Origin of the sequence: Bradyrhizobium diazoefficiens, from assembly GCF_016612535.1 — a bacterium.
Taxonomy (GTDB): domain Bacteria; phylum Pseudomonadota; class Alphaproteobacteria; order Rhizobiales; family Xanthobacteraceae; genus Bradyrhizobium; species Bradyrhizobium diazoefficiens_C.
Map to the genome: position 1 here is coordinate 3,063,154 of NZ_JAENXS010000001.1, position 23,429 is coordinate 3,086,582.

A 23,429-nucleotide genomic window follows, 5' to 3' on the forward strand; every position below is an offset into this window, starting at 1 on the left:
AAGAACCTGCCGCGACCGGCTGGGGAGACGGATGCGCAGCGAACTATCAGCCACGTCCACCGTGTTCGAGGCCAACCGCGCCCGCGGCGCTGTCAGCTTCGACGTGCACGCCCGCGACGGCGTGACGCGGCGCGGTGCTTTGCATGAATCCGGCTCGCTCCGCGTGCGATTTCCTTCGCCGGAGACCGACGGCCTGTCTGGCGTGTTCATCAACACAGCCGGCGGCGTTGCCGGTGGCGATCGTTTTGATATCGAGATATCGGCTGCCGAAGCCACGCGCCTGACGCTGACCACGGCTGCCGCCGAAAAGATCTATCGTGCGCCGGGGGCGGCATCGCAGATCAACATCGCATTGAAGGCCGGCGCCGGCGCGCATCTCGCCTGGTTGCCGCAGGAGACGATCCTGTTCGACCGCGCGCGCGTCCAGCGCTGCTTCGACATCGAGCTCGATGAGGCGGCCTCGCTCCTGCTGTGCGAGATTGTGGTGTTCGGCCGCACCGCCATGGGCGAGCGGATGGAGCAGGGCGGGTTCGTCGACCGCTGGCGATTGCGCCGTGGCGGCAGGCTGGTCTTCGCCGAGACTGTCAGGCTCGATGGAAATATCGGCGCAAAGCTCGCGGGATCCGCGGTCGCCAAGGGCGGCGCTGCAATCGGAACGGCCCTGATTGTGCCGGGCGATGAGGCGCTGCTCGATCGCCTCCGCGACGTCTCGGACTCGTTCGCCGGCGAGGTCGGGATATCCGCCTGGAATGGCTTTGCAATGGCGCGGTTCTGTGCCCAAGATGCGGCGCGTTTGCGCGCTGACATGATGGCGGTGCTGGCGCGCACCGGCGCCGCACTGCCGCGGCTCTGGTTGAATTGACGGCCGGCTGAATTGACGTGTTGAACGGAAGAGATTTCGCATGAACCTGTCTCCCCGAGAAAAGGACAAGCTTCTGATTTCGATGGCGGCCATCGTGGCGCACCGCAGGCTCGACCGGGGCCTCAAGCTCAATCATCCCGAGGCAATCGCGATCATCTCCGATTTCATCCTCGAGGGCGCCCGGGACGGCCGCACTGTCGCCGAGCTGATGCAATCCGGCGCGCAGGTGCTGACGCGTGAGCAGGTGATGCCGGGCATCCCCGAGATGATCCACGACATCCAGGTCGAGGCGACATTCCCGGACGGCACCAAGCTCGTCACCGTCCACGAGCCGATCCGATAGGAGCCCAACATGATCCCCGGCGAATTCTTCATCCAGGACGGCGAGATCGAGCTCAATGTCGGCCGCAAGACGGTGACGCTGATCGTGGCCAACACCGGCGACCGCCCGATCCAGGTTGGCTCGCACTACCATTTCTTCGAGACCAACCCGGCCCTGAAGTTCGACCGCAAGAAGGCCCGCGGCATGCGCCTCGATATCGCCGCCGGCACCGCCGTCCGCTTCGAGCCCGGCCAGACCCGCGACGTCCAGCTTGTGGCGCTGGCGGGGAAGAAGACCATCTACGGTTTTCGTGGCGAGGTGATGGGGAAGCTGTGAGCGGTCAGGAACGAAGCATGTGGCGGTACGGTTAAGACGGTCATGGAGGATACTGCCATGCTGTCGTCAATCCAGCTCATTTCTGAAGCTGCCGAGCTCGCCGCGCAGCGTCACACCGGTACCCCGCGCAAGGCGCGGCCAAACGAGCCCTACGTCAATCATCTTGCCGAGGTCGCGAACCTGCTGGCGACCGCGACAGACGGTGCTGATGCCGAGCTCGTTGCAGCCGGATGGCTGCACGACACGGTCGAGGACACCGAGACCAGCCGCGAGGAGCTTGCGCAAACGTTTTCTGATCGCGTCGCCTCGCTCGTCACCGAATGCACCGACGACATGAACCTGCCGAAGACAGAACGGCGGCAGAAGCAGATCGAGGACGCCCCGCATAAATCGCCAGGCGCGAAGCTGATCAAGATCGCCGATAAGATCAGCAACATCCGCGCGCGCATCGTACCGGATCCGAGCAAACAGCAGCGCGACGATCTCGCCGACTATGTGAGCTGGGCGGAAAAGGTCGTTGCGGGATGCCGCGGCGTCAACGCCCGACTGGACACAGCGTTCGATGAGACGGTGAGGACGGCAAAACGCCTGTTGTGATGATTTGACGAATGGGGGCTGACATGTCCGTGAAGATCAAGCGTTCCGTCTATGCCGACATGTTCGGCCCGACCACCGGCGACAGGGTGCGGCTCGCCGATACCGATCTCGTCATCGAGGTGGAGAAGGATTTCACCATTTATGGCGAGGAGGTGAAATTCGGCGGCGGCAAGGTGATCCGTGACGGCATGGGCCAGTCGCAGGTGACGAACAAGCAAGGTGCGGCCGATACCGTCATCACCAATGCGCTGATCGTCGACCACTGGGGCATCGTCAAGGCCGATGTCGCCATCAAGGACGGCATGATTTCGGCGATCGGCAAGGCCGGCAATCCCGACATCCAGCCCGGTGTCACCATCATCATCGGTCCGGGCACGGATGTGATCGCGGGCGAGGGGAAGATTCTCACAGCCGGCGGCTTCGACAGCCACATCCATTTCATCTGTCCGCAGCAGATCGAGCATGCGCTGATGTCCGGCGTTACCTCGATGCTGGGCGGCGGCACCGGTCCCTCGCACGGCACCTTCGCGACCACCTGCACGCCCGGCCCCTGGCATATTGCGCGGATGATCCAGTCGTTCGATGCTTTCCCGGTCAATCTCGGCATTTCCGGCAAGGGCAACGCCTCGCGCCCGGCACCGCTGGTCGAGATGATCAAGGCCGGCGCCTGTGCGCTGAAGCTGCACGAGGATTGGGGCACGACGCCGGCGGCGATCGACAATTGCCTGTCGGTGGCTGACGATTACGACGTTCAGGTCATGCTGCATTCGGACACGCTGAACGAATCCGGCTTCGTCGAGGATACGATCAAGGCCTTCAAGGGCCGCACCATCCATGCCTTCCACACCGAAGGCGCCGGCGGCGGCCATGCTCCCGACATCATCAAGATCGCGGGGCTCAAGAACGTGCTGCCGTCCTCGACCAACCCGACGCGACCTTTCACCCGCAACACCATCGACGAGCATCTCGATATGCTGATGGTGTGCCACCACCTCGATCCCTCGATCGCGGAAGATCTGGCGTTCGCCGAAAGCCGCATCCGCAAGGAAACCATTGCGGCCGAAGACATCCTGCACGACCTCGGTGCGCTCTCGATGATGTCGTCGGATTCGCAGGCCATGGGCCGTCTCGGTGAGGTCATCATCCGGACCTGGCAGACCGCTGACAAGATGAAGAAGCAGCGCGGGTCGCTGCCGCAGGACAAGGGCAAGGACAACGACAATTTCCGCGTCAAGCGCTACATCGCCAAATACACCATCAATCCCGCGATCGCGCACGGGGTGTCGAAACTGATCGGCTCGGTGGAGAAGGGCAAGCTCGCCGATCTCGTGCTGTGGTCGCCGGCCTTCTTCGGCGTCAAGCCGGATTGCATCGTCAAGGGCGGCATGATCGTCGCCGCGCCTATGGGCGACCCGAACGCCTCCATCCCGACGCCGCAGCCGGTGCACTACCAGCCGATGTTCGGCGCCTTCGGCAAGGCGCGGACGGCGTCCTCGGTCGTCTTTACCTCGAAGGCTGCGGTCACTGGCGGGCTGGCGCGAAAGCTCGGCATCGACAAGAATCTCTATGCCGTCCAGAACACCCGCGGAAAAATCTCGAAGAAGAGCATGATCCACAACGACGCCACGCCGAATATCGAGGTCGATCCGGAGACCTACGAGGTGCGCGCCGACGGTGAGCTGCTCACCTGCGCGCCCGCCGAGGTGCTGCCGATGGCGCAGCGATATTTCATGTACTGAAATAGCGCCTCAACGCATGCCCCAGGAATATGTCTAGGGCGCATGTCTCATTTCAGGCCCGGGGGGCGGCTTTTCCGGTTTTGCGTTCGATCCCTGCTGGTCTAAGGTCCCGCCCGGTATCAAACCTGAGAAGAAAAGCCGGGAGGATTTCTCGTGATTTACGTCGTTGCCACCTTGACCATCAAGCCCGAAACGCGCGCCGAATTCATTGCAGCTGCCACCGCCTGCATCAAGGAGACGCGGAAGGAACCCGGCAATATCGCCTATGATCTGCATGAGAGCGTCACCGATCCCAGCAAAATGGTGTTCGTCGAGCAATGGGAGAACGCCGAGGCGCTGGTGCCGCATCGCGGCCAGGAGCACATGAAGACGTTCGGCCGCGTCGCCGTGAAGTGTTTTACGGCGCCACCGAAGATCGAAGTGATCACGCCCGAAAAGGTCGAAGTACGGTAACGGGGTAAAAGCGCATGATCCGGGCGACGCAGGTTAAAGGGCAGCACCGCTTCACGGAGACGCCCGCGGATACGGCGGTGCTCGATTTCGATGATCGGCACCGCCGCCGCATGGCGATGACGGGGACGCGGGGGCTCGAATTCCTGCTCGACCTGGAGAACGCCGTCGCCTTGCGCGGCGGCGACGCGCTGGTGCTGGAGGACGGCCGGCTGGTCGAAGTGGTCGCGGCACCCGAGCCGCTGCTTGAGATCCGCGGCCGCGATCCGCACCACCTCATCCGCGTCGCCTGGCATCTCGGCAATCGTCATCTGCCGACGCAGCTGATGACGAAAGCCTTGCGTATTCGCCGCGACCACGTCATCGAAGCGATGGTGAAGGGGCTCGGCGCGCGCGTGATCGAGATCGAGGCGCCGTTCGATCCCGAAGGCGGCGCTTACGCCGACGCCGGTCATGCGCATGGCCATGATGACCAGGCGCAACATGATCACGGGCATCATGGCCACCATGGCCATGACCATCACGGTCATGATCACCATGGCCACGATCATGCCGCGCATGACCATGGGCACGATCATCATCACCACGACGAGCATTGCGATCATCCCGACCATCACCACGGCCATGCTCATGACCACAAATGAGCTGGTCACGGCCGGCGACCTCGCCGGGCGCGAGGCGGCGGCGCTGTACCGGCTGATGACGTGGCTATCGCCGGCGTTTCCGGTCGGCGGCTTTTCGTATTCCAGCGGCATCGAATGGGCGGTCGAGGCGGGTGACATCACGGACGTCGCGACGCTCACCGACTGGCTCGATGCCATGCTCGGCGACGGCTCCGGCTTTTGCGATGCGACCTTTCTGGTCCACGCTTACCGCGCCGCGGAGGCCGGCGAGAAAGCCTCTTTGAGCGATATCGCCGAGCTTGCCGCGGCCTTCGTGCCGTCGCGCGAACGGCAGGTCGAGACGACCTCGCAGGGCCGCGCCTTCATCGACATCACGCGCGCGGCGTGGGATGCGGAGGGCCTGGATGCCATGGTCGCGGCATGCCGCACGCCACTGGTCTATCCGATTGCCATCGGCGTGGTTGCCGCGATGCACGGCGTGCCGCTGGCGCCGACGCTGCACGCCTTCCTGCATGCGCTGGTCTCCAACTGGATCTCGGCGGCGAGCCGGCTCGTTCCGCTCGGCCAGACCGACAGCCAGCGCGTTCTGGTGAGGCTGGAAGCCGCCGTCGCTGTGACCGCAAAGCGGGCGCTGAACGCGACACTGGACGATCTCGGCAGTTCGACCTTCCGCGCCGATCTCGCCAGCCTGCGGCACGAGACGCAATACACACGGCTGTTCAGGTCGTGAGTTGTTTGGTGACCAACCGATCGTCGTCCCGGCGAAGGCCGGGACGACATTAGGAGAGAGCATGTCGAAATCTCACGGCCCCTTGCGTGTCGGCGTCGGTGGCCCGGTCGGATCGGGCAAGACCGCGCTGATGGACCTGCTCTGCAAGACCATGCGCGAGCGCTACGACATCGCTGCGATCACCAACGACATCTACACCAAATGGGATGCGGAATTCCTGGTGCGCTCGGGCTCGCTGACGCCGGATCGCATCGCCGGTGTCGAGACCGGCGGCTGCCCTCACACCGCGATCCGCGAGGACGCTTCGATGAATCTCGCCGCAGTGGCCGACATGCGCGCCAAATTTCCCGGGCTTGACCTCGTGCTGATCGAATCGGGTGGTGACAATCTCGCTGCCACTTTTTCCCCGGAGCTCGCCGACCTCACCATCTATGTCATCGACGTTGCGGCGGGCGACAAGATCCCGTCCAAGGGCGGCCCCGGAATCACCCGCTCCGACCTTCTGGTCATCAACAAGATCGACCTCGCCCCCCATGTCGGTGCCTCCCTCGAAAAGATGGACATTGATGCCAGGCGTATGCGCGGCGAGCGCCCCTTTGTCATGACCAACCTGAAGAAGAGCCAGGGGCTCGACCGCATCGTCGGCTTCATCGAGACCAAAGGTGGGCTGAAGCGTGCGGATTGAAACAGGCGGGCTGACGGGCCGCGGCGACATGGCGCAGGTATTTTCCGCCGTTAACGTCTGAGGCAAAAGCCGGCCTGCGGAACAAATTTCGGACACGGCGATTGTCTACCTCCGGTGCCCGGAGCATGCCGACCCGGTCAAACCATCGGCCGGGCGGATTAAGCTTTTTGGGCGACCCAAGTTGCGTACAGATGCCTCCTCCGTCATTATCTCTGCCACTGGGGTCCACCCTGTTTCGGCACATGGCCGTTCGAGCGGCGTTCATATGCTCCGTGTTAATTGCCGACCTTCTGCTTCCGGCTGAGTAGTCGCGTGGTCCGGCTGGGTTTCATCATCGGCTTCATCGCTCTGCTCGGAGCCTTGCTCTCCGGGCTTGCGGCTTATCGTGTCCACGACCAGGAGCTGGCGCTGGACCGGATTGCGTTGGCGCGCGCGATCGACGTTCACGCGAGCCTGGTCCAGGACCGGTTGACCGAGCGCGAGCTGCTGGCGCGTGTCGCCTCAGGCCTGTTTCGCGCGCCCTCGGTGCTGAAGCCGAACATGCTGGAGCCCCTGCGTTCGGCGATCTACGCCTTCAAGACTGATTTCGTGGTGGCCGGTTGGGTCGCCCGGCTGCAGCCGAGCGAGCTTGCCGCGGCACAGATCGCGATCGCGGCCGCCGGCTTCCCGAAGCCGCAGATCCGCGACTACGGCGACAAGCCGATCAATCCGGCGAGCCTCACCCAGCCGATCGACGTGCTGATGGACCTCGAGCCACGCAGCGACGAGACCAAGGCGCTGCCGGGTCGCAGCTACGATGACGACCCGGTCCGCAGCGCGATGTTGACGCGTGCCAGGGTCGAGAAGCGGTCGGTTGCCTCCGACCCGGTGCCGCTCTTGAGCGGGCGCGGGCCGATCGGCATCATCGTGGCCGCTCCCGTGATTCCCGAGGGCGCGGCCGAGCCGGCCGGCTTCATCACGTTTTCCTACGAGCTCGCCTCGCTGATGCTGACCAATGACGATCTGTCGTTGTTCTCGGTCGCGCTCAGGGACCCGCGCAAGCAAAACAGCGAGCTCGTTGCCAACGACCAAGGCATCGTCTCTATCCGCATGACGACGCCGGATGGGCCGGCTCCATCGGCGACGCGCACCGTGAGCTTCGGCGGCCGCGACTGGCAGCTCGGCTATTACGCCAAGAGCAATTCGGCGCGGCGCGCCGAGCAGACCTCGATCATCGTGGCGGCGATCGGCTTCGCCATCACCGCGATGGTCTGCGGCCTGTTCGGTTACGTCGCTTACAACAATCTGCGGCTCAGCCGCGAAATCCAGGTGCGGATCGGCTTCGAGCGGCGACTGACGGCGGTGATCGACGAGCTCAACCACCGGGTCAAGAACATCCTCGCGGTGATCCAGTCGATCGTGACACGCACGTTACGCCACGGCTCGGACATTGACGTCGCGCGCGAGCTCCTGATCGGCCGCATCCACGCCATGTCCAACGTGGTGTCGCTGCTCAGCGAGAGTCAATGGCAAGGCGTCAAGCTGAAAGGTCTGTTCGAAGCACGTGCCATCCCGCATGCCGATCGCATCGCCGTCAGCGGCCCCGACATCGCGGTCAGCGCGCGTGCCGCGCAGAGCCTGTCGCTGCTGTTCTTCGAGCTTGCCTCGCACTCGGACGAAGGCCTGTCGCTGGTCGGCAAGCATCCGCACATCACCGCAAACTGGACGGTGACGGGTGAAGCGGGCGCCGAAGTCTTCCAGTTCCGCTGGGAGGAGTTCAACACCAGCGAGGCGACGCGCCGCCCGGATTCGGATTTCGGCTTGATCCTGCTCGACCGGGTCGCGCCCGAAGCGCTCGGCGGCGCCGCCAAGCGCTACTTCACCGACGTCTCCTATGTCTACGAGCTGACCGCGCCGATGGAAACGGTTGTCGACATGACCGAGCGCGATCGCACGGAAAAGCTGTCGCAGCCGATCAAACCGGCGCGGTAGATCTGCTGCGAGCAAGCAGGTTTCAAGTCGAAGCCGATCGAGCCGCGATTGCGGTCATCTCGAGTTTAACGCCCGGACCGAGATCGGCCACGCCGACGACGGCGCGCGCCGGCAGATTCGCTTCTGTAAAGTGCGCCTTCCAGGCCGCATTGAAATCAGCTTTCTCGCTCAGATTCGTAACGAAGACGGTCACCTGCAACACGTTGGCAAGGTCGGACCCGAGAGTCTTCAGGAGACGCGACAGCTGGCCAAGCACATCGTTTGCCTGGCCGGACATGTCGAGGCTCGTCTCTTCGGCGACGATGCCACCGATGTAGAGCACGTCTCCATGCTCGACCACTTCGTGGAGCAGTCCTTCGTAGGGCAAGATGCGTTTGATCATGATGAGACCGATACTCCAGTGAGAATGGACGTGGGGCTTTGGTGCATTCAGGACCTGGTCTAGCCCTTAGGCCGCAACACCAGGTCGACCAGATTGCGCGCGTAGGCCGGCGTGACCGGCGCGATGCCGAAGACGTAGCGGTAGAACAGGCTGCCATAGATGGCATCGTAGAGATCCTCCGCCGGTCCCTCGGCGAGAATGCTGCCGTCCTTCTGGCCCGCGGCGATCATCTCCACCAGCGTGTCGCGGCGGAATTGCAAATAGCGGGCGTAGAACAGCTCCGCCGAGCCGGTCTTGGAGATGCATTCGGAGATCACGGCAAGCTGCACCTTGCCGAACTCGCCTTGCAGGGCCTCGGCATAGGCCGCGGCATGGCGCCGCGCCCGGACTGCAGGCGTGCCTGCGCTCACCGGCGGCAGTGGCAGCATCTGGGCTGCGTGATGAAGAAAGGCATCGATTAGCAGTGCCTCCCGCGAAGGCCACCATTTGTAGATCGTCATCTTGGAGACGTTGGAGTGGCGCGCGACCGCATCGATCGTGGTCGCGGCAAGGCCGGTCGCGGCCATCAGCGTATAGGCGCTTTCGAGGATGGCGTTGGTGGTCTCGATCGAGCGTGGCCTGCCGCGCCGGGGGGCGCCCTCGGCCGCATCGCTCGTGCCTTTCGCCATGACCAAGCCGGTCTCTCCTTGCGTAGAGGCCGCCATTCCCGCGGGGCTGCCTCGTCCCGCATAGCGTAGCCGCGGTCTCCGGCCTAGCGAAATCGCGCGACGATCGGCTAGGCCCGCTGCCGCAAAGCCGCCGGCTCGTCCTGGCGCTTCGACCAGGAAATATAATAGGCCACGGCGGTCATCGCCGCGAAACCGGCGAGGCTCACCCCGATCTGCATCACGACCAAATTGACACCCGTGATCAGGACGAGGTGGCCGGCGAAGGAGAGGAATACGCCGACGCAGAACACGGCGAGCCATTCCTCGCCGCATTTGATCACCATCCGGAGCGGCTTCCATTGCAGCCCCGGATGGTCGGCCGGAATGAGATGGGTCGCGAGGAAGGCAAGCGCGAGGAAATGCATCACGCGATAGGGCGCGAGGTTTTCCCTGTCGGTCGGCGCGATGCCGTTGAGCACGACATCCGGCAAATAGACGGACAGCGCCGGCGAATGGCGCATCAGGGTGATGGCCATCGCCGACACGAGATAGGCGCCCGCGAGCGCGCGAAGCCAGGACAGGTTGTGCAGCGCGCGTCCGGACGCGCCGGTGACGGCAAACCAGCCGCCCAGCACCATCAGCATCTGCCAGCAGTACGGATTGAACGTCCATTCCTGGTCGGGATAGGCGTGAAAATTCCAGCCGAACCGGCGCGCGGCAAGATACAGCGCGACCGATGCGGCCAGCGCCAGATTCGGGCGTCGCAGCAGCCCCCACAGTGCGAACGGGAAGAACGCCATCAGCGGAATCATCAGCTGCAGGAGGTCGAGGTTGAGCGGTTGTTCTTGCAGCACCAATCCCTGGACCAGGATGCGCAGCGGATGCTCGAGTATCCCGGAGATGTTGTAGTCGCTGATGATCTCCGGCGCCATCGATTGCGAGGCGACATAGGCGATGGCGTCGATATAGATCACGAACAGCACGACATAGGCGGCATAGAGCCGCCAGACGCGGCGGAAGATGCGCGTCGCGGCGACGACATAGCCGCGCTCCAGCGTCATCCTGCCGTGGATGATGGCGACGCCATAGCCCACCACGAACACGAACAGGTCGGCGGCGCCACTGAAGCCGAAGTTTCGCAGCGTCAGCAGGTTGACCACGTTGTTCGGGATGTGATCGACGAAGACCGACCAATTGGCAATGCCGAGCGTCAAATACAGCCTGGCGTCGTGATGGAATGCGGTTAGGTTCGCCTTGACGGACGGTTTCATTGCAGAAAATGACTTTTGGAATCAGGGGCGATGCTTTTAGCGGCAACCGTCTGCCTGTCCGAGTAGCGTTTGCGTGAAGGAGAGCGGATTCACCAGGACCGATGAAATATTGCGCAGAGGCCAGCCATCGGAGTCCTGCGACCCTGCTGTTTTGGTCGGCGGCGCAACTTTCTTGATGCAGTCTCGCCCTTACTCGGCCGGCTCGACTGATGCTTCATCCGTTGCGCCGGCGCGACTTGCCATGATTCCGAGCGCGACGCCGCCGATCGCCAGGATCGGCAAGAGCCGCTTGACCCCGATCGCGCGGACGATCTGCAAGCCCGTGGCGAGCAGCATCGGATCGGCGAGCATGCTCGACGCGGCCGACTTCGCGGCGCGCTCGGCGGCGACGCGGGCGCGCGCCCGCACCTCCCGCTTGTAGGCCCAGTAACTTCCTGCTGCTGCAAGCGTGAGCAGGAAGAAGACGCCGGCGCCCGCGAGGCAGGCCTGCACCGGGCCGTATTTTTCGAGGACCGAGATGAAGGCCGCCGCGCAGAGGAAGCATGTGGTGATGAAAAGTGCGAGCGCCGCACCCGCCGCAAGCGAGGTCAGCCGCATGGTCGTGCCCGTTGATGCGCTGATGCTGTCGATGATGCGCTGAAACACGGCCTTGCTCCTCAGATCCCGACAAGCCAGACGCAGCGGAGCTGGCGCGCCGCCGTAACCGTTTCGTCCTCTGCCTTACCGGCGCCAGGCGATGCCGACCAGGAAGCCGATGCCGAGTGCGATACCGACGGTCGCGAGCGGCCGCTGTGTGATCGCGTCTTCCAGCGTCTCCTCGATCGAGCCATAGGCGTCCTGTGCGGCGCCCATCATCGCGCTGCCGCGCTCCGAGAAATCGTCGAGCGTCGAATCCATGTTGTCGCGGTTGTCGCGCGCCTGCTTGTAGCCACGCCGGGCCTGCTTGCCTGTCGCGTTGGCAAAGGTATTGAGCGCGTCGGTGATCTGGTCGGTGAGGGCGGCGATATCGTTTTTCACGGCTGCTACATCCTTCTCGAGGCGTTCTGCTGTGGCTTTGTCGGTCCGGTCTCTCATCCTGGCTTCGCCGTCGGCTATTGACATCACAGGCTCCGAACTGTTGGCGGTAAGGTCTGCGGAAAACGTTTCGTTGTGATGGAAGTTCCCTCGTGAAAATCGCTTACTCCTGCGGAAGCTGCGGCGAATTCTCCGGTATCAAATGCTCCTTCAGGATCAGCCCCACGATCAGGAGCGGGGACGACAGGAACGCGCCCATCGGTCCCCACAGCCAGGTCCAGAACGCCAGCGCGATGAAGACGGCGAGCGCGTTCAGCGCCAGCCTGCGGCCGATGATCGTGGGCGTGACGAAGTGCCCCTCTATGAAGGTGATGCCGCCAAAGGCGAGCGCCGCCATCAGGCCGCCGCCGATGGTCGGGAAGGCGACCAGCCCGACCACGACCAGCACGACGAACATCGCAATCGGCCCGATGATCGGAATGAAGTTGAGCGCTGCCGCGAGCGCGCCGAGCCCGGCCGGATTGGGCATTCCGGTGATCGCGCAGACGATACCGGTGGCGATGCCGACACCGACATTGATGACGGTGACGGTCAGCAGGTAATTGCCGAGATGGACCTCGATCTCGTTGAGGATCCGCAGCGTGCGCAGCCGTGCGTCTCGTTCGCCGAAATTCATGATCAATGCCCGCCGCAGGTCGCGCCAGCTCGCGATGAACAAAATCAGCGTGGCGAAGAACAGCAGGAATTCGGCGAAGGTCGGCGACAGGAATTCCAACGTCGGCTGCACCCATTCGACTCTCGGCAGGGGGAGACTCGGCAGGCCGTCCGAGCCGCCGACTATGGTTTGCAGCTCCTTCAACAGCGCCAGCGGGCGGTCGAAGAGATGCGCCTTCTCCCTCAGCTGCGCGCCCAGCTCCGGGAGGCGTGAGCTCCACTCCATCGCGGGCACCGCGATCAGCGCGACGACGAACGCGACCACCGTCGTCACCGCGATCACGAGCAGCACGGCGCCGAGGGCGCGCGGAACCCCACGCTTTTCCAGGAAAGTCGCGGCCGGCGACAACATGGTGCCCGCGACGATCGCCATCACCACGGGTAAGAAGAACGCCTTGGCCACGTAGAGCACTGCGACCGCGGCGATCAGAAGCAGTCCCGCGAGCGCAAAGGCGACGAACTCGGTGCGGCGGATGACTGGCGGCAGCTCGCTCCGGCTTTCGGGAAGTGGTGTGCCTTCGCTGCTGCCGGAAATCAAACGTTCACTGGGAAGGACATGCACAATCTCTCTCCCCGCACGGAGGCCCGACCCGCACGCCCATTGTCCATTGATGACCGGGAAAACACTTTGACAGCGCTGCGGTTCCATCGCGGCTTCGTGAAGTCGCGCTCGCTTGACTGTGACGTCTCAGCCGCACTTCGGCAGGGAACTTGAGTCGGCCCGGTGGCGTTTGTTGGGAAGCCGCATCACTCAAGATGCACACATCCAACGGGGCAGCACATGACCAAGTTCTCTGCAGTCCACCGCCGGCTTTCGCCGCGCGCGCTCACCGCCTTTGCCTTTGCGACAGCCTTGCTGACGGTGCCCTTCGCGGCCCAGGCGCAAACGCTCGGCTATTCGCCGATGCAGCTGCAGGCGTATCCGCAGGACCAGACCTATTCGCAGGGTACCACCATCGAGGCACCGCAGGCCGCCGACGAGGACGCGGCGCTGCCCGATCGGCTGCGCCGTCAGATCGTAAGCTTCGACCGCAACGAGCCGGCCGGCACCATCGTCATCGATACCGCCAACACCTATCTCTACTATGTGCTCGGTAACGGGCGCGCCATGCGCTACGGCGTCGGCGTCGGCCGCGAAGGCTTTACGTGGTCGGGCGTGCAGAGCATCACCCGCAAGGCGGAATGGCCGGACTGGCATCCGCCAGCCGAGATGATCGCGCGCCAGCCTTATCTGCCGCGCTTCGTCGCCGGCGGCCCCGGCAATCCGCTTGGTGCGCGCGCGATGTATCTCGGCTCCAGCGAATACCGCATCCACGGCACCAACGATCCCACCACGATAGGCAAGTTCGTCTCCTCCGGTTGCATCCGCCTCACCAATGAAGACGTCAGCGACTTGTTCAGCCGTGTCAATATCGGCGCCAAGGTCGTGGTACTGCCGAAGAACGCGCCGCTGATGGCAAAGGGCGGTGACAAGGGGAGTGATTCCTGGCGCAAGCGCCCGGCCGTGACGACGCTGCCATCGGGCCGCCAGGCGTTGAATATCCCGGCATCGTCGGTCGACTAAAGACTGAGGTGAGGACACATGAGTAGACGTTCGATCGGCAAACTGGCTTGCGGTGCGGCGACGCTCCTCACGGTTGCTTCCCTCGGCCTCGTGCTGACGCCGCCCGCGCATGCGGAAGATTTCTTCTCGGCGCTGTTCGGTGGATTCGGCAGGCGGCCGCCGCCGCAAATCCAGATGCCTTTCGCCAACGATGATGCGCCGCGCTACGACGCGCCGCGCCAGCGGGCGTCCTACGGCGGCGGCGCGGCCTATTGCGTGCGGGGCTGCGACGGCCGCTACTTCCCTGCGCAAGGAAATGATGCCGAGAGCAAGGCGCAATCCTGCAAGAGCTTCTGTCCGGCTTCAGAGACCTCGCTGGTCTATGGCAGCAACATCGATGAGGCCACGACCGATGGCGGAAAGTCCTATTCCGATCTGCCGAATGCCTTCCGCTACCGCAATGAGACCGTCGCGGGCTGCACCTGCAACGGCAAGGATTCCGCCGGGCTTGCACCGGTCAAGGCCGAGGACGATCCGACCTTGCGCAAGGGCGACATCGTTGCAGGTAGCAACGGCCTCGTTGTCGCCAATCGCAATGCCAACGACCGCCGCGGTGTCGCGATGAATTTCTCGCCACTGCCGAACTCGATGCGCGCGAAGTTCCGTCAGGTGCCGGTGGTCGCGAAGGAGTAGGGTGCGGTTTCGAGTGGGCGCTTACGCCGCGCGGATTTTGCCGAGGAAATCGCTGACCTGATCGCCGAGCTGACGGCTCTGGGTCTCCAGCAGTTCAGACGCGTGCTTGACGTTGTCAGCGGCATCGGCCGCGGTGTCGGCGTCAGCCTTCACGCCAGTGATATTGTCGGAGACGTTCTTGGTCCCCTGCGCGGCATATTGCGTGCTGCGGGTGATCTCTTGCGTCGCTGCGCCCTGCTCCTGGACGGCTGCGGCGATTGCGGTGGCGACCTCGTTGACTTCGCCGATGATGCCGCCGATGGCCTGGATCGCGTTGATGGCGTCGCCTGCGACCTTCTGGATATCGGCGATCTGCTCCGAAATATCCTCCGTCGCCTTCGCTGTCTGGCTTGCCAGCGACTTCACTTCGGATGCGACGACCGCGAAACCACGTCCGGCCTCGCCCGCGCGCGCGGCTTCGATCGTCGCGTTCAGCGCGAGCAGATTGGTCTGCGCCGCAATCGTGTTGATCAGGCCGACTACCTCGCCAATCCTGTTGGCCGAGTTGGCGAGGCCCTGCACGGTGCCGTCGGTGTCGCGGGCCTGGCTGACGGCGCGGCTGGCGATGCCAGCGGCGTGGGTGGCCTGCTGGCTGATGTCGTTGATCGAGGCCGAGAGCTCCTCGGCGGCCGCGGCAACGCTATCGACGCTGCCCGAGGCATCACCCGACGCCTTGCCCGCCATCTGTACCCGCTCATTGGTCTGGCGCGAGACCGCGGAGAGCTCCGAGGCCGTCTTGCGCATCTCGCCGGAGGCTTGGCTCAATTGTGCCAGGGTGTGATGCACCAGGCCCTCGAATTCTCCGATCGAGGCCTCGATCGTGCGCTGCCGCGTCGCCGCGCCGGCATTGTGCGCACGTTCCTGCGCCTCGATCTGCAGCTTGTCGGCCGCCTGCTGCTTGAAGGTTTCCAGTGCGCCCGCGAGTGCGCCGATCTCGTCCCTGCGGTCGAGATAGCCGCTGTCGACGGTGAGGTCGCCGCCGGCGACCTTGAGCATGGCGTCGCGGATATTGTGCAACGGGCGGATGACCCGGCGCGTGACCGTGAGCATCGCTCCGACCGTCAGAAGCGTGGCGAGGACCAGCATCGCGATCTGGATCGCGAGCGCGCGGCTCGCGGCGGCGTATTGGCCCGCCGCGTAGTCGCGCGCCTCGTCGAGCGCGCGCTCGGCCACTGCGACCGCCGTTCCCATGCGCTGCGACGTCTGCGGCGTCCACTGGTCGGCCGTCATGTCGGTCTTCGACCCCACCATGATCTGGTCGATCAGCCGGTCGCGCAGCGCCAGATAGTCCGCGTTGAAATAGGCGGACTTGGCCGCATTCATCGCGCCCGCGAGCTCCGGCGACAGTTTCATGCCGAGCGTTGCGGAATCGAGGCCGCTCCAGGCGTTCTCGATGGCGCCGACGAATTTGGTGTAGGTCTGCTGTGCCTCCAGTGGGAGGCTCCCGGTGGCGACCAGTCCGGTCGCGACTAAGTCGGAGGCTTCGCCCGCGGTATTGCGCAACAGCCAGGCGGCCTGCTTGATCGACAGCAATTGGTCGATCAGGGGATCGTTGTGATTGATGACGCCGGTCAGGCGTGCGGAGATCTCCTCCAGCGTCGCCAGCAGTGCGCCCGTCTGGTCCGTATAGTCCTTCGAGAGCGCGGCCCGCCGGGCCTTCTTCGGCTTGCGCATCTCGTCCCAGGCTTCGCTCTGGAGCGTCACCAGCCTGTCGACCTGCCGGTTCAGGTTGCCGAGCAGGGTGGCCTGCTCGGCAAAGGGAATCGTGGGCAGCAGCGCGGCGGTGGCGCGGATCGCCGGCATCTCGGCGTCATGAATGCCGCGGAGGAATTTCTCGATCTCCGGCGACACCGGCGCTTCGCCGTTCAGCACACGCGGCGTCGAAGAGCGATCGGTGCGAAGATTGTGCATCGCCTTGAAGGCGTTCGATGAGGCCTCGGCCACGGCAGCGATATGGGCGGTGGCACGCAGCCGTTCCCAAGACTGCCAGGCGGTGGTCACCAGCAGCGCCACCACGCAGGCCGCCAGAAGAGCAATGACGGACTGCAGCAGCGCCGAAACGGTCACACGTCGAAGCATGATGGATCCCCCAATCCCCCATTTTTTCGCAAAAAGGAATAAACAGAGTTGTAACACGCGCGAAATTCGCTTCGGGCGAGGCCCGCGGCGTGCGCGTGCAGGCGCGCCCGCCGCGGGAAATGCCAGGTGTTAACGGATCGTTACGCCGCGCGGATCTTGCCCAGGAAGTCGCTGACCTGGTCGCCGAGCTGGCGGCTCTGAGTCTCCAGCGTCTGCGAGGCCTGCTTGACGTTGTCAGCGGCTGCGGCCGCGGCGTCCGCGTCCGCTTTTACGCCGGTGATGTTGTCCGAGACGTTCTTGGTGCCCTGCGCCGCATATTGGGTGCTGCGGGTGATTTCCTGCGTCGCCGCACCCTGCTCCTGCACGGCAGCCGCAATCGCGGTGGCGACCTCGTTGACCTCGCCGATGATGCCGCCGATGGCCTGGATCGCGTTGATGGCATCGTCCGCGACCTTCTGGATGTCGGCGATCTGCTCGGAGATTTCTTCGGTCGCCTTCGCGGTCTGGCTTGCCAGCGATTTCACCTCGGAGGCGACAACGGCAAAGCCGCGCCCGGCCTCGCCGGCGCGGGCGGCTTCGATCGTCGCGTTGAGCGCGAGCAGATTGGTCTGCTGTGCGATGGTGTTGATCAGGCCGACGACCTCGCCGATGCGGCTCGCCGATCGGGCAAGTCCTTGCACCGTGCTATCGGTCTGCCCCGCCTGAGTCACGGCCCGGCTGGCAATGCCGGCGGCATGCGCCGCTTGATGGCTGATGTCGTTGATGGAGCAGCTCAGCTCCTCGGATGCAGCAGCGACACTGTCGACGCTCAGGGAAGCATCTCCGGAGGCCTTTTCGGCGAACCGAACGCGATCATTGGTCTGCCGTGACACTGCCGAGAGATCGGATGAGGTCTTTCGCATTCCGCCGGAGGCCTCGCTTAGCTCATCGAGTGCCTTGCGCACGAGCCCTTCGAATTCACCGATGTGGCCCTCCATAGCACGCTGACGCGTCGCGGCCGCGGCATTGCGCTCGCGTTCCTTGGCCTCGATCTTCAGCTTGTCGGCCGCCTGCTGCTTAAACGTCTCTAGCGCGCCTGCCAGCGCGCCGATCTCATCCATCCTGCCTTCGCATCCAGTCTCGACGGAAAGATCGCCGCCCGCGACCTTCAACATGGCGTCGCGCATGTCATGCAGCGGCTTGATGACCCGCCGGCTCACAGCCAGCATCGGCCCGACGGCGAGGCAGATGGCCAGGAGCACCAGCACCAGCTGCAGGATCAGTCGGCATCGTCTCGCTCTTGAAATACCTGGCGGTGTTCTAGCCGGGAGGTCTTTACCTAGCCGCGTGAGAACGGAAAGCGGGCGTGCGTCGTTGCTGCCGAAACAAAAAGCCCCGGCGTGAGCCGGGGCTTTCGATGTTCGACTAATCCGGCTCAGCCCGCCGCTTTCGCTTCGCGGCGGCGCGCAGTGAGAATGTATTCAGTGTAGCCGTTCGGCTGCTCGCGGCCCTTGAAGATGAGGTCGCTAGCCGCCTTGAAGGCTGTGCCATCGAAGGCGGGCGCCATCGGCTTGTAGATCGCGTCGCCCGCATTCTGCTTGTCGACGACGACGGCCATGCGCTTCAAGGATTCCATCACCTGCGCTTCGGTGATCACGCCCTGATGCAGCCAATTAGCGAGATGCTGGCTGGAGATGCGCAAGGTGGCGCGGTCTTCCATCAGGCCGACGTCGTGGATGTCGGGCACCTTGGAGCAGCCGACGCCCTGGTCGATCCAGCGCACGACGTAACCCAGAATGCCCTGGCAATTGTTGTCGATCTCCTGCTTGACGTCATCAGGCGCCCAGTTCGATTTCGACACCGGAATGGTGAGGATGTCGGAAAGCTTCGCACGAGGTCCGCCCTTGGTCAGCTCCTGCTGGCGCGCGATGACGTTGACCTGGTGGTAGTGCAGGGCGTGCAAGGTCGCCGCGGTCGGCGAGGGGACCCAGGCGGTGGTGGCGCCGGCCTGCGGATGCGCGAGCTTCTGGGCAAGCATGTCCGCCATCTTGTCGGGCGCGGCCCACATACCCTTGCCGATCTGGGCATGGCCGGGCAGGCCACAGGTCAGGCCCATGTCGACGTTCCAGTCCTCATAGGCCTTGATCCAGGCCTGCGCTTTCATCTCGTTCTTGCGGATCATCGGACCCGCTTCCATCGAGGTGTGGATCTCGTCGCCGGTACGGTCGAGGAAGCCGGTGTTGATGAACATGATGCGCTTGGAGGCGCGCTGGATGCAGGCCTTGAGGTTGACGGTGGTCCGCCGTTCCTCGTCCATGATGCCGACCTTGAGCGTGTTCTCCGGCAGCGAGAGCATCTTCTCGACGTGGTCAAAAATCTCGCAGGTGAACGACACCTCGTCCGGGCCATGCATCTTCGGCTTGACGATATAGGCAGATCCCGTGCGGCTGTTCTTGACCTTGGAGTTGCCTTTGAGATCGTGAATCGCAAGAAGCCCCGAGACGGCGGCATCGAGCAGGCCTTCCGGGATCTCTTCGCCGGTCTCGTCCAGCACCGCGTCGGTGAACATGTGATGACCGCAATTGCGCATCAGCAGCAGGCTGCGGCCGTGCAGTTTCACTTCGCCCTTGCCATCCGGCGTCTTGTAGCTGCGGTCGCTGTTGAGCGAACGCGTCAGCGTCTTGCCGCCCTTCTCGAAATCGGCCGACAGCGTGCCGTTCATCAGGCCAAGCGTGTTGCGATAGACCAGCACCTTGTCTTCGGCATCGACGGCGGCGACCGAGTCTTCCATGTCGAGGATGGTCGATACGGCAGATTCCATGATCATGTCGGCGACACCGGCCGGGTCGTCCTTGCCGATCGTGCTGCTGCGATCGATCTTGACCTCGACATGCAGGCCGTTGTTGGCGAGCAGCACCGCGGAGGGCGCGGACGCATCGCCCTGGAAGCCGGCGAACTGTGCGGCGTTCTTCAGCGCGGTGGCATTGCCGCTCTTGAGCTTCACGGCTAGCTGGCCCGCGACGACGCTGTAGGCGATGACGTCGGTGTGGCTGCCGGTCGCCAGCGGCACGGCAGCGTCGAGGAACGCCTTGGCCTTGGCGATGACCTTGTCGCCGCGTGCCTTGTTGTAGCCCTTGCCGCTCTCGGCAGCGTCGTAAGGAATCGCATCGGTGCCGTAGAATGCATCATAGAGTGAGCCCCAGCGCGCGTTCGCTGCGTTCAGCGCATAGCGCGCATTGGTGAGCGGCACGACCAGCTGCGGACCGCAAATCTTGCCGATCTCCTCGTCGACGTCAGCGGTCTCGACCTTCTGCGTCGCAGGCTCCGGGACGAGATAGCCGATATCCTTCAGGAAAGCGGTGTAGGCGTCGACGTCGAACGCCTTGCCCTTGTGGGCGCGATGCCAGTCGTTGATCTTGGCCTGCAGCGAGTCACGGAAGGCAAGCAGTGACCGGTTCTTCGGCCCCAACTCCTTGATGATGGCGGCAAGCCCGGCCCAGAATGCATCCGGCGCGATCCCGGTTTTCGGGGCCGCTTCCTTGGCGATGAAATCGAAAAGGACGGGGGCGATCTTCAATCCGTGGGCATCGACGCGTTTCATGATGGTCTTTCTTGTTGGAAATGGCTGTTTTTGGCTGTTTTTGACCCGACAGCAGCAAAATGCGCCCACGAGGAGCAGCTTTCGAGGTCTTATTAGCCTCAAAATCGGGGCGGTGAGAAGACCCTCAGAAGTTGTCAAAATGTCAAGGTGAGGTCGCGGCCGAGGGCACCGCTGTCATTCCCCGACCCGGCTACGCCAAGGCTTCGCCGCGGTTGATGTCGAGGCCCCCCGAAGCTTTGGGGCAGGCGGCAAGCGGGGAATCCAGTACGCCGCGGCTTCTCCGTATCCCAACGCTGTCTCTGGAATACTGGGTCGTCCGGTCAAGCCGGACGACGACAGTTGGGACTGGACAGACTCAAATGTTCGCGGCGAGATCCACGACTTCATCGAACAGCACGCCGGTTGTCTTCAGCATCTGTTCGATCTCATCCGCTGCGTCCGCAACCGTCCGTGTCGACGTGTCGATCACGAGCTCGGCTGCCTCGGGCCGCTCGTAGTCGTTGCCGATGCCTGTGAAAGAGGCAAGCGCGCCGGCGCGGGCCTTCTTGTAATGGCCCTTTGGATCGCGCTCCTCGCAGATTTCGGCCGGTGTCGCGACATGGATCTCGCGGAACGAGCTGTCTGCGATACGGCGCGCGGTGGCGCGGTCCTCGCGGGCGGGCGAGACGGCGGCGACGATGGCGATATGGCCGTTGCGGGCGAGATGCGTCGCGACTTCGGCAAGCCGGCGGATGTTCTCGCTGCGATCGGCGGCGGAAAAGCCGAGATCGCTGTTGAGCCCGGCGCGCACCGTGTCGCCGTCGAGCAGGATCGGCGAGCCGCCATTGGTGAAGAGACGCCGCTCCAGCGCCTTCGCCAGCGTCGACTTGCCGGAGGCCGGCAAGCCCGTGAGCCAGACCACGGCGCCGTTGTGGCGATAGCGTGCGGAGCGCTCATCCGGCCGCAGCGCCGATTCCACCGGCACTATGTCGACTGGCACGGCGCGCTGGCCGGCATCGACCGACAGCACGAGGCCGCCGCCGGCGATCCGCCCGGAGACCTCGATCACGAGGCGGCCGGTGCGCGGATTCTCGGTGTAGGGATCCGCAGCAATCGAGCTGGACAGGGAAATGTCTATCTCGCCGACATGGTTGCGGCCGATCGCCTTGTTCTCGCGGCTTTCGAGCTCGCCGGGATCGACCGCCTTCTCGATCGCCACCACGGTGGCGCGGCTTTCCTTCGGTCCCGAGCGGACCAGGATCTGGTCGCCCTTGGCGAGCGGCTTGTCGTGCAGCCAGAAGATGCGTGCGCGCAGCCGCCGCGTCTCGCGCGGGGCGACGTTGACATGCGAGATGATGTCGCCACGCTCGATGAACAATTCGCGATCAAGCGTGATGCCGACCGAGCGGCCGGCGCCCTGACGCGTCGCGACCGGCGTCACCGGCCAGTTCTCGACCGTCTTGATCTTCGCGATCTTGCCGGCCGGCATGATCACGATCTCGTCGCCGGCAATCAGGCTGCCGGATTCGATGCGGCCGGCAACGATGCGGCGATCGTCGAACTTGTAGATCGCCTGCACCGGCAGGCGCAGCGCCAGCGCCTCCAGCGGCCGCGCCGGCTCGAGCCGGTCGAGCGCCTCGACCACGGTCGGGCCTTTGTACCAGTCGATGCGGTCGGTGCGCTCAGCCACGCCGTCGCCGTCGCGGGCGGAAATCGGAATGACGGCCGTGGGCGTTACGCCGAGGCCGTTGAGATGCGCGGAGATCTCGTCGCTGATTGCCTTGAAGCGATCGGCGGAGAAGTCGACGCGGTCCATCTTGTTGACGACCACGGCGACCTGCTTCACGCCGAGCAGATGCAGGAGATAGCCGTGCCGCCTTGTCTGGTCGCGCACGCCCTCGAGCGCGTCGATGATCAGCACCGCGCCGTCGGCCTGCGAGGCCCCGGTGATCATGTTGCGCAGGAATTCGGCGTGGCCGGGCGCGTCGATCAGCACGATGTCGCGCGAATTGGTGCGGAAGCGAATCTGCGTGGTGTCGATGGTGATGCCCTGGTCGCGCTCGGTCTGCAGCGCATCGAGCAGGAACGACCATTCGAACGGCATACCGCGCCGCGCACTGACGGCCTTGAGCATTTCGAGCTTGCCGTCAGGCAGGCTGCCGGTCTCATGCAGCAGGCGGCCGACCAGCGTCGACTTGCCATGGTCGACATGGCCGACGATGACGATGCGGACCTGCGGTCGCGTCGTGCCATTTGGCATCGAATTGGTGCCGTTCGGCGTGGCAGGCGAAGCGGGGGTGACGATCATGTTCATACGACGCTCGCGTCCTTGAATCAGAGATAGCCGGCGACGCGCAGACGCTCGAAGGCGTCCTCGGTCTCGTGGTCGAGCGCACGGCCAGCGCGCTCCGGCACCTTGGTTTGCTCGAGCTCGATCAGGATCTCGTCAATGTTCGACGCGGTCGAAGCGACCGGATTGGTGATGTCCTGATCGCCCAGCGAGCGATAGCGCTTGCCGTTCTGCGACAGATAGAGCGGAATGATCGGGATGTTCTCGCGCTTGGTGTAGGCCCAGATATCGGCCTCGGTCCAATGCAGGATCGGGTGGATGCGCAAATGCGCGCCCTGCGGCGGCGACGCATTGAAATGATCCCAGAACTCCGGCGGCTGGTCGCGCACGTCCCAATTGCCTTCTAGCCCGCGCGGTGAGAACACGCGCTCCTTGGCGCGGGTGGCTTCCTCGTCGCGGCGGATGCCGGCGATCAGGCCGTCAAAGCCGTATTTGGTCAGCGCCATCTTCAGGCCTTCGGTCTTGCGCGCGGCGGAACGGGCGGCCGGCGGCAGCGTTGGGTCGACGGCATCGATGGGCGGGCAGGGCTCGACGCGCAGATCGAGCTCCCACTCCTTCCCGTAATGATCGCGGAAGCGATACATCTCCGGAAACTTCTTGCCGGTATCGACATGGAGGGCCGGGAACGGCAGGCGGCCGAAGAAGGCCTTGCGCGCCAGCCAGATCATGACGTTGGAGTCCTTGCCGAGCGACCACAGCAGGGCGATCTTCTTCAGGCGGGCAAAGGCCTCGCGGAAGATGTAGATGCTCTGCGCTTCCAACTGGTCGAGATGGTCCATGCTGGGGGCCGCCAGCTCGACCGGAATTTGCTGGGAAATGGGAG

At 64.2% G+C, this 23,429-nt stretch carries 22 protein-coding genes and 1 pseudogene; 12 read left to right on the plus strand and 11 right to left on the minus strand.

Annotated elements, in window-relative coordinates:
• The first annotated feature begins 31 nt into the window (after nucleotides 1–31).
• The 10 genes from JJE66_RS14495 to JJE66_RS14540 all read left to right on the plus strand — a co-directional run bounded on the left by JJE66_RS14495 (nucleotide 32) and on the right by JJE66_RS14540 (nucleotide 8,315).
• A complete protein-coding gene (locus tag JJE66_RS14495; RefSeq protein WP_200514911.1) occupies nucleotides 32–862 on the plus strand; it encodes an urease accessory protein UreD in 831 nt (276 codons plus the stop codon).
• Between the two features lie 40 nt (nucleotides 863–902).
• The gene (locus JJE66_RS14500) at nucleotides 903–1,205 is read left to right on the plus strand and encodes an urease subunit gamma (RefSeq protein ID WP_200514912.1); all 303 of its coding nucleotides are present in this window, start codon (nucleotides 903–905) and stop codon (nucleotides 1,203–1,205) included.
• A gap of 9 nt (nucleotides 1,206–1,214) precedes the next feature.
• A complete protein-coding gene (locus JJE66_RS14505) occupies nucleotides 1,215–1,520 on the plus strand; it encodes an urease subunit beta (protein ID WP_200514913.1) in 306 nt (101 codons plus the stop codon).
• A gap of 57 nt (nucleotides 1,521–1,577) precedes the next feature.
• A complete protein-coding gene (locus tag JJE66_RS14510; protein WP_200514914.1) occupies nucleotides 1,578–2,117 on the plus strand; it encodes an HD domain-containing protein in 540 nt (179 codons plus the stop codon).
• Between the two features lie 23 nt (nucleotides 2,118–2,140).
• Complete coding sequence (gene ureC / locus JJE66_RS14515) at nucleotides 2,141–3,856, plus strand: urease subunit alpha (RefSeq protein ID WP_200514915.1); 1,716 nt, start codon at nucleotides 2,141–2,143, stop codon at nucleotides 3,854–3,856.
• Nucleotides 3,857–4,009: 153 nt separating this feature from the next.
• Nucleotides 4,010–4,309: a putative quinol monooxygenase gene (locus tag JJE66_RS14520; RefSeq protein WP_200514916.1), complete on the plus strand. Its 300-nt coding sequence runs from the start codon at nucleotides 4,010–4,012 to the stop codon at nucleotides 4,307–4,309.
• Nucleotides 4,310–4,323: 14 nt separating this feature from the next.
• A complete protein-coding gene (locus JJE66_RS14525) occupies nucleotides 4,324–4,950 on the plus strand; it encodes an urease accessory protein UreE (RefSeq protein WP_200514917.1) in 627 nt (208 codons plus the stop codon).
• A complete protein-coding gene (locus tag JJE66_RS14530) occupies nucleotides 4,931–5,659 on the plus strand; it encodes an urease accessory protein UreF (RefSeq protein ID WP_200515365.1) in 729 nt (242 codons plus the stop codon). Before JJE66_RS14525 ends, JJE66_RS14530 begins: the two co-directional genes overlap by 20 nt.
• A 61-nt stretch (nucleotides 5,660–5,720) precedes the next feature.
• On the plus strand, nucleotides 5,721–6,344 hold the full coding sequence (ureG, locus tag JJE66_RS14535) for an urease accessory protein UreG (protein ID WP_200514918.1): 624 nt from the start codon (nucleotides 5,721–5,723) through the stop codon (nucleotides 6,342–6,344).
• Nucleotides 6,345–6,656: 312 nt separating this feature from the next.
• Nucleotides 6,657–8,315, plus strand: a complete 1,659-nt coding sequence (locus tag JJE66_RS14540; protein WP_200514919.1) for an HWE histidine kinase domain-containing protein — start codon at nucleotides 6,657–6,659, stop codon at nucleotides 8,313–8,315.
• A gap of 22 nt (nucleotides 8,316–8,337) precedes the next feature.
• Here JJE66_RS14540 and JJE66_RS14545 read toward each other — a convergent pair whose 3' ends face one another.
• From JJE66_RS14545 to JJE66_RS14570, 6 genes are all read right to left on the minus strand, one after another.
• On the minus strand, nucleotides 8,338–8,697 hold the full coding sequence (locus JJE66_RS14545) for a RidA family protein (RefSeq protein ID WP_200514920.1): 360 nt from the start codon (nucleotides 8,695–8,697) through the stop codon (nucleotides 8,338–8,340).
• A gap of 59 nt (nucleotides 8,698–8,756) precedes the next feature.
• The gene (locus tag JJE66_RS14550) at nucleotides 8,757–9,365 is read right to left on the minus strand and encodes a TetR/AcrR family transcriptional regulator (protein ID WP_200515366.1); all 609 of its coding nucleotides are present in this window, start codon (nucleotides 9,363–9,365) and stop codon (nucleotides 8,757–8,759) included.
• A gap of 107 nt (nucleotides 9,366–9,472) precedes the next feature.
• Nucleotides 9,473–10,615 carry an OpgC domain-containing protein gene (locus JJE66_RS14555; RefSeq protein ID WP_200514921.1) on the minus strand — a complete coding sequence of 381 codons (1,143 nt, stop codon included), beginning with the start codon at nucleotides 10,613–10,615 and terminating at the stop codon, nucleotides 9,473–9,475.
• A 189-nt stretch (nucleotides 10,616–10,804) separates the two neighbouring features.
• A complete protein-coding gene (locus JJE66_RS14560) occupies nucleotides 10,805–11,260 on the minus strand; it encodes a hypothetical protein (protein ID WP_200514922.1) in 456 nt (151 codons plus the stop codon).
• Between the two features lie 75 nt (nucleotides 11,261–11,335).
• Nucleotides 11,336–11,716, minus strand: a complete 381-nt coding sequence (locus JJE66_RS14565; protein WP_200514923.1) for a YqjD family protein — start codon at nucleotides 11,714–11,716, stop codon at nucleotides 11,336–11,338.
• Between the two features lie 76 nt (nucleotides 11,717–11,792).
• Complete coding sequence (locus JJE66_RS14570; protein ID WP_200514924.1) at nucleotides 11,793–12,905, minus strand: AI-2E family transporter; 1,113 nt, start codon at nucleotides 12,903–12,905, stop codon at nucleotides 11,793–11,795.
• Between the two features lie 219 nt (nucleotides 12,906–13,124).
• Between JJE66_RS14570 and JJE66_RS14575 the strand changes: the two genes are divergently transcribed.
• Nucleotides 13,125–13,907: a L,D-transpeptidase gene (locus JJE66_RS14575; protein WP_200514925.1), complete on the plus strand. Its 783-nt coding sequence runs from the start codon at nucleotides 13,125–13,127 to the stop codon at nucleotides 13,905–13,907.
• Nucleotides 13,908–13,925: 18 nt separating this feature from the next.
• Entirely contained in the window at nucleotides 13,926–14,579 is a 654-nt protein-coding gene (locus JJE66_RS14580) for a DUF2865 domain-containing protein (protein ID WP_200514926.1), read from the plus strand.
• Between the two features lie 21 nt (nucleotides 14,580–14,600).
• On the opposite strand, the gene JJE66_RS14585 is transcribed toward JJE66_RS14580, so the two are convergent.
• The 5 genes and pseudogenes from JJE66_RS14585 to cysD form a co-directional block, all read right to left on the minus strand.
• The gene (locus JJE66_RS14585) at nucleotides 14,601–16,697 is read right to left on the minus strand and encodes a methyl-accepting chemotaxis protein (protein ID WP_200514927.1); all 2,097 of its coding nucleotides are present in this window, start codon (nucleotides 16,695–16,697) and stop codon (nucleotides 14,601–14,603) included.
• 140 nt (nucleotides 16,698–16,837) lie between these two features.
• Nucleotides 16,838–17,959 (minus strand): annotated as a pseudogene (locus JJE66_RS14590) (methyl-accepting chemotaxis protein); the annotation flags it as partial.
• A gap of 152 nt (nucleotides 17,960–18,111) precedes the next feature.
• The gene (locus JJE66_RS14595; protein ID WP_200514928.1) at nucleotides 18,112–20,277 is read right to left on the minus strand and encodes a malate synthase G; all 2,166 of its coding nucleotides are present in this window, start codon (nucleotides 20,275–20,277) and stop codon (nucleotides 18,112–18,114) included.
• Between the two features lie 355 nt (nucleotides 20,278–20,632).
• A complete protein-coding gene (gene cysC / locus JJE66_RS14600; protein ID WP_200514929.1) occupies nucleotides 20,633–22,570 on the minus strand; it encodes an adenylyl-sulfate kinase in 1,938 nt (645 codons plus the stop codon).
• A 20-nt stretch (nucleotides 22,571–22,590) separates the two neighbouring features.
• Nucleotides 22,591–23,385, minus strand: a complete 795-nt coding sequence (cysD, locus tag JJE66_RS14605) for a sulfate adenylyltransferase subunit CysD (protein WP_200514930.1) — start codon at nucleotides 23,383–23,385, stop codon at nucleotides 22,591–22,593.
• Nucleotides 23,386–23,429: the final 44 nt, after the last annotated feature.